This window comes from Desulfothermus naphthae, from assembly GCF_054657475.1.
On the sequence record NZ_BAAHYQ010000003.1, the window covers coordinates 226,654 to 238,656 of the forward strand.

The window sequence follows — 12,003 nt, forward strand, 5'->3', positions numbered from 1 at the left end:
CTCCTATCTCATTTAATAAATTGACCACCCACATCTACAATCAGAGTATTATTAACACATTTGACTGGGAAAGGAGTTAATGGTTTTTTTGCTGGTCCTCTCAATTTATTTCCTTTATAGTCAAAGGTAGAGTGAAATAAGCTGCAACAGCGAATCTCCTTTTTCTCTGGCACAGGATCAAGTTTTCTATGTCCAATATGGGTACAACGATTAACAAATGCCAAAAAATCTTTATCTCCATCACGAATTATCAACACAGGATATTTAAGACCCTTTCCTTTTAAATAAACTGCACCATCCTTTTTTTGTAATTCTGGCACTTTCTCTAAGTCTATATATATCTTGTTTTGTTCTAAATTCCACAAATGAGGACTTAATTCTTTGGTCCTGCATATCCCTAAAACAGCTTTGAAGATATCTCCAATTTTTGACATAGGCCACCTCTGTAATTTTAAAGTGTTAAGCAAGAACTGCTTTTTTCTGTTTTTGCCACAGACAGATCAATCCCATAAAAGAAATAGCAGTAAAAAACATAATTACAAGCCATGCCATCTTGTATCCATACATGTCAACAACGTATCCAAATAAAGTAGGTCCTATCACCATTCCTCCCCAGGCAATTGTAAATATAATTCCCATAATAGATCCCACCAGCTCGTTTCCTGCAATTTCTGCCATTAAAACAATGGCTAAAGAATTCCACCCTAACAAGGCTCCACCTAGAAGAGTACATATAACATATAGGAGCCATAGGGGGGTACCTTTATTCAAAAAAACAAGAGACAAGGTTGTCCCAACTCCTACTAAAGTTAGCAGTGCTATTGGGGCCACTCTATCTCCTTTAAAAAAACGATCACTAATAAATCCAAAGAGTATTCTACTAATTGATCCGCCTACCATTGCTAACGTAAGAAAACTTCCAGCAATTTCCATGGGAAGGGAAAATGATTCACGTCCATAAAGAACAATAAAAGAGGTAACACAAGATTGACCAATTGCAAGCAGGGTAAAAATAACTATCAACGAAAGCACACTGGCTTGAAGTAAGACCGACTTGATAGATGTTTTTTCTGTTTTTCCTTTTTGTTGTTCTTTGAAAAAGGATTCATCTAGATCCGGCTTCTCCCTGTAAAAAACTAAAGAAATTAGAAGGATAAAAAAAATCGCTCCTGCCAAAAGAAGAATAGCTCTTTGCCACCCTATGAACTTTGCAAAAAAAGGAAGATAAATTCCTATTAAACTGCCACCAACTGGAACACTGGTCTGTTTTATCCCCATGATAGTTGCTCTTTTGCTTGGTTCAAACCAATACATCAAACCCTTGGCCGTAATCTGATTTATCATTCCATATCCAGCTCCTGCTAAGGCTGATACCAAAAAAAGGGATTCGTAAGAGTTGAAGACAGAAAATAGTGCAAAACCTATGGACAAAAGAAAACCTGAAAGCACTAACATCCACTTAACACCATATTTATCAGTAAGAAAACCACCAGGGATAGAAACAACAACCATTACTCCATACATGATGGAAACTACAAAGCCAAACTGGTTATTATTAATGAGCAGATCATTTTTTAGGAAAGGTGCAAGTGGTCCCCATGCATAGAAGCACATGGCCATTAACAGGTGGACAATGGTCAAAAGCGCAAAAATTACCCATTGATAGGTACCTATTGTTTGTGATCCATTATCTTTTCCCTTCACCTCATCCCCCTCCCCATTTTTTAATTTAGTTTTACTTAATGAACATTGTTAAGAAAATGAGTAGTCAACACCCTTTTTACCCTCTCTTATTATAATTTTTTTAAGAAATCTTTTCCCCCACAAAAAATTAATACTCTCCTTCTAAATCTATTTTTTTGCTATTTCTTTAAAAGAAATACCAGCTCTCCTTTATGTTGAAGTGTATCCCTAATTTTTACCTGCTTGACTAATAAAATAACACCTTAAAACCCTAATTGCATACTCTTAAAGGCCTTCCATAGTCCGTGCAAATTACAATAGATTCTCACTGCATAATAATGCTTATTTTCCACTATAAAGGTTGCTTTTGGCTGAGGAGGTTTTTTCTTTTTATTTCTATCATCATCGTCATCTATTGGTTTAGGCTGCTCAAAGTATTGTCTATAAACTCTATTTCCATCCTCAAGTTCTATCCACTTAATATAATGATTTTCTTCCATTGGATGGAGGACTTTTCCAACCTGGACCTCCACTACATTTCCCTTTCTGTTTACTACAGGCAAATGGGTATCTTTTCCGGTATCCTGAACATTTTCCTTGAGAAAAACCATGGGCTTCCCACAACATACAAGCTTCCCCTTTCCCTTATCTATCACCTCAACGGTGTTTCCACACACTTCACATTGATAAATCTGCAGTCTCTGAGTCATCTTTTACCTCCTTTTTCAGAGTTAATACCTTCTTTTTAAACTTACAATTTGGACATAAAAAAAATTAATGTCTGTGTCAAGGCATTTAGATAATTTATCTCTTACCCACCTGACTCTCTTATCCTTAACTTTGTTAAAAGATTTCGCAGGTAAAAAATAATGCCACAAGTTATATGTTTTTTAAAACAAATGTAGATATGTCAATGACTTCTATTTTTTGGTCTAGATTTAAAGATTTTTTAGCATCTTCTAAAATAACTTTACATATTGGACAAGATACAATAAGCCATTTTATCTTTGCCTCAATTGCTTCTAAAATCCTTTGCTTTGCTGTAGTTTCTTCATTTTTTTGAGTTAAAGAGGTGTAGAAATTTCCTCCGCCTCCCCCACAACATAGTGAATCCATTTTGTTTCTAGGAAGTTCTATAAAATTTAGTGACAACATATTTAAAATTTTTCTAACAGTTGAAAAATCCTTTAAATGTCGTGCTAAATAACATGGATCGTGATAGCTTATTTTTATGTGATTATTGATAGATTTAATCCTGTTTTTTATCTTAGAAAAATTCTGCTCAATTATCTCTGTAATATGATATAAATGAAAATCTACATCAAAAAATTTAGGATATAAGTTTTTAAAATTATAATAACTATGAGGAGAAATAAAAATTATTTTCTGCACCTTTGAATCTTTTATATTTTTAACAAGCTCACCTGCTATTTCCTTAAATAATTCAGTTTCTCCAAGATTATATGCTTCAAGTCCATCGGATATTTCACCTTGCTTTAATAAACCAAAGGATATGTCCATACATCTTAGTAATTCTATAGTTGAGACAGCCATTTGATTTGCAATAGGATCAAAGCAACATTCATCTCCTACATACAAAAGATACTCATGTTTATTGCTGTCATATTCTTCTACATTATCTGCCCATTCAAATCTCTTTTTATTTGATATTCCAAATCCATTTTTAAATTTATATAAATTGGTTAAATAATCTCTCACAGATGGAGGCACCTTTCCTTCTTCTATTAATTTTTCTTTTGCCTGTCTAAATACTTCCAGTAATAAATCTCTAAAATCAGGAAAGGCACAATGGTTAATACAATTTGCACAGGTTGCGCAGGAATATAAAATTTCTTGATATCTTGGACTTGAACTCAAATTCCCATTTATCCATTCATAAATAAGCCACATCCGTCCCCCTGGAGAATAAGTTTCAAATCTATAGGAAAAATAGCTTGGACAGTTAAAATCTATGTAGGTTGACGGGAATTTACAATACCCGCATCTAAAGCACCTATGAATAATATTTAATAATTCCTTATCCATAAATCACTCCTCCCAATTTCCAGGACTCATTATGTGATTTGGGTCCATTAATTTTTTAATCTTAAATAAAAGTGTTTTGGTATTTTTATCCATTCTTTTTAAAATTTCTTTTTGAGCAGGTAACTCTGCCTTCCATGGTATACCACCTAACTCAAGTATTTTAATATTTGTTTCATAAAGGGCCTTTTGTGCTTTCTTAATATCCTCTTTATCTGCTCTATTAAAAGCATAGGCATAAAAAAACATCATACAATGATTATTTCCGATTATCCTGGAACCAAAGGAATAGGTCACCCTATTTTTTTTAACTATTTCAAGACCAATTCTGTATGCATCGGCAAATAAATTTGAAGGAATCATTGCCCCTACATATTCAAATCCACCCCCTTTATTTGCATCTGCAAATCTGACCAGATCTTTTCCAGGTATATCCAAAAATCTCTTTCTCATAAAAGGAAGCAGAGGCAAAAAACCAGCTACTTTTTTATCTATAAACTCTCTTACCTGTTCAAACAAAAGGTCTCTTTTAAAGATTAATTCTTCCTTTGTTCTTGCACCATATATTACGTTGCAATTTAAAAAGTCCTTTGCCCATGCAGGTCTTGGAGTCATCCACGTCATTACGTCTTCGGCAATATGGATATCTGTAACTCTGTATATTAATTCTGACATAAGGTCTGGATCTTCACATGTCAGCACTCTTACATCAGATAAAGGATAGGCTGGATATAATTTAAGGCCAACTTTTGTAATAATTCCAGTAGTTGCAAACCATCCCAGAAATAGTCCACTGAGATCAGGAAGTGGAGCCCTGGCAAACCAATTATTTGATACAGAGCAACTACCTGTTCTCACAATTTCGCCATTTGCAAGGACCACCTCAAGGCCTGTTACCATGTCAGAGTGAAAGCCTCCCAAAAAAGAAAGGTGTCCAGAGCCATGGATAGCAATATTACCTCCAATGGTGGCAGCTGGTGGAGCATCAGGCATGGAGTGTTTTAAGTGGGGATAATTCTTTTTAAGATATGCCTGTAATTTTCCCTGGGATACACCTGATTCCACTACTACATAGCGACTCTTTTCATTTACTTCTAAGATCTTATCCATTCTTTTAATATCTATCAAAATTCCACCTTTTATTGCCCTATGGAGTCCTGAAAGGGTTAGACCAGCACCCATACAATATACTGGTATCTTGTTTTCATTTGCCAGAGATAAAATTTTACTGATCTGCTCGCTATTTTTAGGCAAAACCACCACATCAGGTGAATATGGCTCCATTGTGCCACCATCCCTTGAATAAAAAAAGCTCTCCTCTTTATGGGTAGAAACAAATTCCCTTCCAACAATATCTATTAATTTTTCTATTACTTTTTGTATTACTTTTTCCTTCATAACCTATCTCCTGAGAATTTTATATCTCTCCTAAAGCATGTTTTACTAAATCTGATACATGTAATGGAATCAATCCTTCAGATCTTACTTCTTCTTCAAGTGTCATCATACACATTGGACAATTAAAAATAGCAAACTTAGCCTCTGCATCTTTCATATCCTTTATATTTTCTTTTTGAAGTTCGTCTGCCTCTTTGTCCTTTTGTTGAATCCTAATAACACTACCACAACAAAGGGGGGTGTCTCTATCGTATTTTCTCTTCACCCTAGTTACTCCAATTTTGTGAAAAATCTTGTCTAAAACTTCATCCATTTCAGGACACAATCTATTGGAACATGGCCTTTGATAAGCGATCTTTACGTTTAAAGGTTTTATATCTGACTTTAATTGCTCTAATTTATTTAAGATATACTCAAATAGATGAACTGGTTTAAAGGGCACTTCAATTCCATAGGCAGGGGCAAGGTGCGTAAAAGCACCGTAACATTCATCGTGAAAACAGATTATCTCTTCTGTATTACTTTCTTTGATATAATATTCATAGATATTTTGAATCATTTTGGGAAGTCTCTCTAATATAACCGACATATTTGCAAAATGAAGCCACATAATATTACAAAATATATCACCACCCCAAATAATTGATGCACCCTCATACAATTTTCCCTTAATATTATCAAGAAGTTGGGGGAAAAGACACATATCAATAATGGGTGGGGATAGAGACTCTTTTTTTATTCTGTTTCTAGGACCCATCATCCTTAGTTGCTGTTTAAATATTGGATCAGGAACATTTTTAATACCCAGTTTCTCCTGTAATTCTACAATTTGATAAAAAGGATGATTATTATTTGGACAGTGTTCTTCACATCCATAACAGGTCCTACAATTTTCCAGGACATCTGAATATTCTCCTTGTAATATTTTATTTTTTTCTTCTCTTGCCTTTTGTATATCCTTTAAATCCTGATACCAACATTTTGTCAAACAATCTACACTTTCACAGGAATAACAAATATCAGGGTCATATTTTAAAGCATACATAAAAATTTCCTCCTTTTTATCATGGAGACTAGAATTTGCTCCAGAATCTTTTTTACTTGCTCTAAATTTCTATTCTTTGTTAATTTTTAATTTTTTTACTTTTCTCTTTTGCATAACATTTTTAACATATAACTTCAACTGATTAAATTTGATTTTTTGTTTTTATTTTGCAGGATTTTAAAATTAACTTTTCAGAAGTATGATTTAAAGGTATCAAAAATAAATGCTTTTTTAAAGTAGTTCACTCATTCAATTTCCACATAGTCCTTTATGAGCACTTTAGTTCCAAAACCTGGAAAATAGACCTTATATTTGTTTGGATTGATAATGCCAATTATTTTTCCCCGGCCAAAGACTTTGTGATTGCACCACATGCCTTTGTTATTTGAATTATTTGTATTTTTTTCTGATAGAAGACCTTTTTTTTTATGAGATACCTTTCTAATATTTCCACTGTAAGTTTCCTTAAACTCATCAAATACCCTCTTATCTAATTCTTCAATAAATGGACTTACGCTAGTAAGATAGGGTTCTCCTGTTTTTGATACAAGGGTTTTAGGGCTATAGATATAAAGTCTATCCCTTGCCCTGGTGGTAGCAACATAAAATAGTCTGCGCTCTTCTTCCATGCCCTCTGGTTCTAATTGAGATAATTTTGAAGGGAATCTGTCTTCAACCATATCAATCAAAATAACCACATCCCATTCTAGTCCTTTGGCAGAATGGATTGTAGAGAGGGTAACATATTGTTCCAGAGGGTCTTCTAAAGTATATGGCTCTACTGGCTCTAAAGTTATATCAGACAAAAAGGCCTCTAAATCTGTATAGGTAGATGATAATTGCATAAGTTCATCTAACCCCGCCTGTCTTCTTGGATAATCATCATGATATTCAGCCTTAAAGTATGGCTCATAAATTTCAAACACCTTTTCTAATATCTCTCTTGGCTTTAAAGTTTTAACACTAGAATCATTCATTAGAGAAAATATCTTTGCTACCTTTTCATTAGATTTGCACACTTTGAGTAAATAATTTTTGTCGGAATAATAACTATCAAATAGCTTTTTCACAGTCTTTGGCCCGATTTTAGGGATCAGACAAAATACCCTCTGCCAGGACAAAAAATCTGCTGGATTGAGTATAAGTCTAAGATATGCAATTACATCCTTTATATGAGCTGCTTCTGAAAATTTCAGACCACCAAATTTCTTGTATTTAATTCCAGCTCTATTTAATTGAACCTCAACAGGATATGATTGATATCCAGCTCTAAATAGAACAGCTATTTCATTTAAAGGATATTTACGTGATAGTTCGATAATCTTATTTACAACCAAAACAGCTTGAGTCTGGTCACTAATGGTTCTAATAATCTGAGGACGAATACCTTTTTCTCTTACAGCAACAAGTCTTTTTTCATATTTTTCTGTTGCATTTTTTAAAATAGCATTACTAAAATCTAAAACAGACTGAACAGACCTATAATTTTTTTCCAGTAAAATGACTTTAGAATTTTTAAATATATTGGTAAAATCTAATATATTTCTAACTGTAGCCCCTCTAAAGGAATATATAGATTGAGCATCATCTCCAACTGCCATAATATTTCCATCTTTACCTGCCAGATAAGATATAATTCTGCCCTGCACTAAATTGGTATCCTGATATTCATCAACCATAACAAACTGATATCTTTTTTTCAAAAAATCTAAAATATCTTTTCTTGATAAGAATAACTCTTCTAAATTAAATAACAGATCATCATAATCCATTAAATTATGTTCTTTCTTAAAATCAGTATACAACTTATATAATTTTTCTATATCTTCTAAATAGATCAAAAGATGGGAAGATGCAGATGCAATTGTCTCATCCAGAGGAATCTCTTTGTTTCGCATTTTTGATATAAGAGAAAAAATAGTGCTTTTTTTAGGAAAGCTTTTGTCTTTTGTAGCAATTTTATTGCTCTCCTTTAGTTGTTTGATGATATCCTGTGAATCTGATTGATCGATGATAGTAAAATCAGAGGAATATCCAATTTCCTTTGCAAATCGCCTGAGTATAAAGTTAGCAAAGGAGTGAAATGTTCCCCCTACCACTCCTTCCATCTTTGCCCCAAGTAATTTCCCTGCCCTGAGCAACATCTCCTGTGCAGCTTTTTTGGTAAAGGTAAGTAATAAAATAGAGGAAGGGTTTATACCCAAATCCACAAGATGGGCCAGTCTATAAACAATAGTCCTGGTCTTACCACTTCCAGCTCCAGCAATCACCAATACAGGACCATGTATTGTGGTTACTGCCTCAAATTGAGCCTCATTTAATTCCTTTTCTAAATCTATCATAACACTTTCTCCATAAAAACAGTAATGTAATTTTCTACAATGCTAAGCTCAGTGGCCCTCTGACCGCTTTGTTTTTTCTTTATTCTACTTTCTGAAACTGTAAAAATATAGTTTAACTTTAAAACACTATCTACTATCAATCCTTCACTTTTAGGTAGTAATATCCCTCCCATCTTTAAGTTACTTGTAATGCCTGCTATTATTACATTCTTTTTTTCTTCAAATAACACTAATGCTGGTCTTAATTTTACTTCCAATTTATCTGTAAATGGAACTTCTACTAAAATAATATCTCCAAAAGCTAAATCATACTGTCCCATATATTATCTTCCTCATTATTCCACAATTCTCTCATTTTTTCTAATTGTGCTAATTCTATATCTTGTTGAAAAGCAAACTCTTCTATTAGTCTTTTTATAAAATCCTGAACAGTTTCTTGTTTTTCTTTTAACTTTTCAATGGTCATTATTAATTCTTGAGAAATTGGAATATATGCAATATCTTCCATCATGGCTTCTCCTTTTTCTTAATTTCTAACAACTATTTATCAACACCCTTAGGTGTATATAAAATTTTGAAAATGTCTTAGTATTTCAATTCCTATGTCTCTGACTCTTTTAATATTACCAGATAATTTTGAATCATAATAAAGGACATCATCTCTATAATGTGTACCAAAGCGACCATAATGTCCAAAAACAGAGTCCCTATCAAACTTTGCCTTTAAATCAAAACCTCTTTTAGAAATTGCCACTATATCTGGAGTATTTATAAATTTTGAACCTGGATAGAGTTCATCACAAAGATATATTTTTTCAAATACCTTCTGTCCTTTAAATTCAACTTCTTTAAGTAAAGAAATTAAATCATTGATTACTTTTTTGTAATCTTCTTTGCTCACCCTACCCCGCGAATAAATTCCCTTTTTATGTACATATATCCTGCCAGGATCAAGTGCAAATGCCACTGTTTTCTCAGATATAAATGAAGCGTCTAACTCTGATTTGGGTTTGTGTTCTAAAAAAAACATCCCAGCGGATTTAAGTATCACATTTATATCAATCTCAGTGATCAGTTCAGTAAATCCGTGGTCAGAGACCACCATAAGTCTTTTAGGTGATGGAAGAGACGAAAATCTATCCAGTATATCTCCAATAATTTGGTCCAATTTTTTAAAAAATTCTTTACAAATTGAGTGAAGAGGATTTTTTTCATCAAAAATAGCTGGATATAAAAAGTGATTTATCCTGTCAGTCTCAGTAAAAATCAAGACAAAAATATCCCATATAAGGTCTGGCCATAGGAGATCTATAACCTTTTTTTTAGACTCAAGACAGAGAAGAACCTCTTTTAATAAATGATCAGGATCCCTTATTCCTTTTATTGTATCAGGTTCAAGTTTATAATCTATCTCTTCTAATATGGGCAAATAGACCTTTGGATAAACTGAATTTGCAAGGTCCATTGCCACAAAACCTGAAATCAAAACTCCCCTGATTGGAGGTGCAGGATATGTGTTTGGCAGGTTGATCACCTTTGAAATAATATTTTTTTGTCCCAGTTTATCAAAAATAGTGGTGCATTTTACTTTTGTAAAATCAGAGATTGAAATTTTGTATGACCTGGGATCTAAATCAACAAAACCAAATATCCCATGTTCTTCTGGCCCTTTGCCTGTATAAAAAGATGTCCAATTAACAGGTGATAGTTCTGGAAGTTCAGATGAAATGGAAATTAAACTGTCCTTTTTAATGAATTCTGACAGATTTTTTAGTGAAAATTTTTTGCATACAAACCTTAGCTGGGACACAGACATCCCATCTAAACCAATTATTACAAGCCTATGTTTACCTTTCATAAAATAGAATTTTAACAGCAAAAGTCAAAAAATACAAGATAGATGTGTTGAGGACAATAATTCTATAAAAAATTAAACTGGCCTTTTTTAGAGATTAACTGTGATTTTTAACCTCTTGCAAATTTTAAAATTTATTTATACAGTCATGAATATAGAAATTTTGGCCTCAAGGAGCAATTATGAAATATTTGCCAATTGGTATTCAGAGTTTTAAAAAGATGATTAGAGATGATTACTATTATGTGGATAAGACACCTTTTGTTAAAAAACTTGAGAGAGGGGGGTATTATTTTTTAAGTCGCCCCGGAGGTTTGGAAAATCCTTGTTTCTAGATACTCTAAAAGAGGCCTTTTCTGGCAATAAAGAGCTTTTTAAAGGACTCTATATCTACGATAAATGGAATTGGGATAAAAGATATCCAGTTGTTAAAATAAGCTTTGGAAGGGGTGGTCACCGCACACCAGATGATTTAAAAATTAGCATTGAAGAAATTTTTTTAGGGATACAGAGAGAGCACAACATAAAATTGTCCTATCCAACCTTAAAGGGAAAATTTGAACAAACAATAATCCTTTTATATGAGAAATACAAAGAGCCAGTTGTGGTGCTCGTGGATGAATACGACAAACCCATCCTTGATGCAATAGAAAATATAGAAAATGCAAAAGAAAACAGAGAGATATTAAAAGATTTTTATTCAGTGCTAAAAGATGCTGATCCATATTTAAAGCTTGTATTTTTAACAGGGGTATCCAGGTTTTCAAAGGTGTCTATTTTTAGTGGATTAAACCAATTAAACGATATTACTTTAGATCCATCATTTGCAACTATTTGTGGATATACCCAATCTGACTTAGAAAAAGTATTTGCAGACAGATTAAAGGATTTTGACATTGATGAGGTAAAAAGGTGGTATAATGGCTACAGATGGCTTGGAGAAAGTGTCTACAATCCCTTTGATATTCTACTGCTCTTTGATAAAAAGTTTTTTAAATCCTACTGGTTTGAGACTGGCACTCCTACATTTTTGATAAAGCTGTTTAAACAGAATAACTATTATTTGCTTGATGTAGAAAACCTTGAAGTAGGAGAAGAGCTTTTATCCAATCTTGATATTGATAATATCTATCCAGAAAATCTACTATTCCAGACAGGGTATCTTACAATTAAAGACTTTACTCGCATGGGCAATAAAAATGTCTATACTCTAACTTATCCCAATTTAGAAGTCAGGATGAGTTTTAATGATGCCTTTTTATCCTATCTTACCCCAAGCCCGCCTTTAAAGGACCAGACTGAAGTAGGTTTAATCAAAATTTTCCAACAAAATAGAATAGAAGATTTAAAAGATATTTTACACAGCTTTTTTGCTGGTATATCCTATGAATTTTATCGAAAAAATGAGCTTGATAAATATGAAGGGTATTATGCATCAATAGTGTATGCTTTGTTTAACGGCGCTGGGCTTGATGTATCTTCCCAGGTCACTTCTAATAAAGGCAGGGTGGATTTAACTGTAAAATATAAAGACAGAGTTTATCTTATAGAATTTAAAGTAGTAGATAAAGACTCAGAAGGCAAGGCCTTGGAGCAGATAAAAGAAAAAAATATTATGAACAATTTATAGGAAAATT

The 12,003-nt window shown here is 33.0% G+C and carries 11 protein-coding genes and 1 pseudogene; 2 read left to right on the top strand and 10 right to left on the bottom strand.

Annotated elements, in window-relative coordinates; translation table 11 throughout:
* Positions 1–8 precede the first annotated feature (8 nt).
* The 10 genes from ACYQ1E_RS12620 to ACYQ1E_RS12665 all read right to left on the bottom strand — a co-directional run bounded on the left by ACYQ1E_RS12620 (position 9) and on the right by ACYQ1E_RS12665 (position 10,369).
* Positions 9–434: a QcrA and Rieske domain-containing protein gene (locus tag ACYQ1E_RS12620; RefSeq protein WP_459879983.1), complete on the bottom strand. Its 426-nt coding sequence runs from the start codon at positions 432–434 to the stop codon at positions 9–11.
* Positions 435–459: 25 nt separating this feature from the next.
* Positions 460–1,704: an MFS transporter gene (locus ACYQ1E_RS12625; RefSeq protein WP_459879986.1), complete on the bottom strand. Its 1,245-nt coding sequence runs from the start codon at positions 1,702–1,704 to the stop codon at positions 460–462.
* A 242-nt stretch (positions 1,705–1,946) separates the two neighbouring features.
* Positions 1,947–2,393: a desulfoferrodoxin family protein gene (locus tag ACYQ1E_RS12630; RefSeq protein WP_459879988.1), complete on the bottom strand. Its 447-nt coding sequence runs from the start codon at positions 2,391–2,393 to the stop codon at positions 1,947–1,949.
* Positions 2,394–2,562: 169 nt separating this feature from the next.
* Positions 2,563–3,729 (bottom strand): (Fe-S)-binding protein, encoded by a 1,167-nt coding sequence (locus ACYQ1E_RS12635; protein ID WP_459879991.1) that lies wholly within the window; start codon positions 3,727–3,729, stop codon positions 2,563–2,565.
* Positions 3,730–3,732: 3 nt separating this feature from the next.
* Positions 3,733–5,124: an FAD-binding oxidoreductase gene (locus tag ACYQ1E_RS12640; RefSeq protein ID WP_459879994.1), complete on the bottom strand. Its 1,392-nt coding sequence runs from the start codon at positions 5,122–5,124 to the stop codon at positions 3,733–3,735.
* A gap of 19 nt (positions 5,125–5,143) precedes the next feature.
* Positions 5,144–6,169 (bottom strand): heterodisulfide reductase-related iron-sulfur binding cluster, encoded by a 1,026-nt coding sequence (locus ACYQ1E_RS12645; protein WP_459879996.1) that lies wholly within the window; start codon positions 6,167–6,169, stop codon positions 5,144–5,146.
* A gap of 245 nt (positions 6,170–6,414) precedes the next feature.
* A complete protein-coding gene (locus ACYQ1E_RS12650) occupies positions 6,415–8,511 on the bottom strand; it encodes an ATP-dependent helicase (protein WP_459879999.1) in 2,097 nt (698 codons plus the stop codon).
* Positions 8,508–8,831, bottom strand: a complete 324-nt coding sequence (locus tag ACYQ1E_RS12655) for a type II toxin-antitoxin system PemK/MazF family toxin (RefSeq protein ID WP_459880001.1) — start codon at positions 8,829–8,831, stop codon at positions 8,508–8,510. The genes ACYQ1E_RS12650 and ACYQ1E_RS12655 overlap by 4 nt, the downstream gene beginning before the upstream one ends.
* Positions 8,813–9,022 (bottom strand): hypothetical protein, encoded by a 210-nt coding sequence (locus ACYQ1E_RS12660; RefSeq protein WP_459880003.1) that lies wholly within the window; start codon positions 9,020–9,022, stop codon positions 8,813–8,815. Before ACYQ1E_RS12660 ends, ACYQ1E_RS12655 begins: the two co-directional genes overlap by 19 nt.
* 45 nt (positions 9,023–9,067) lie before the next feature.
* The gene (locus ACYQ1E_RS12665) at positions 9,068–10,369 is read right to left on the bottom strand and encodes an alkaline phosphatase family protein (protein ID WP_459880005.1); all 1,302 of its coding nucleotides are present in this window, start codon (positions 10,367–10,369) and stop codon (positions 9,068–9,070) included.
* Between the two features lie 218 nt (positions 10,370–10,587).
* Between ACYQ1E_RS12665 and ACYQ1E_RS12670 the strand changes: the two are divergent.
* Positions 10,588–11,087, top strand: a pseudogene (locus ACYQ1E_RS12670) (AAA family ATPase); the annotation flags it as partial.
* A 516-nt stretch (positions 11,088–11,603) separates the two neighbouring features.
* Entirely contained in the window at positions 11,604–11,996 is a 393-nt protein-coding gene (locus ACYQ1E_RS12675; RefSeq protein WP_459881782.1) for a PD-(D/E)XK nuclease domain-containing protein, read from the top strand.
* Positions 11,997–12,003: the final 7 nt, after the last annotated feature.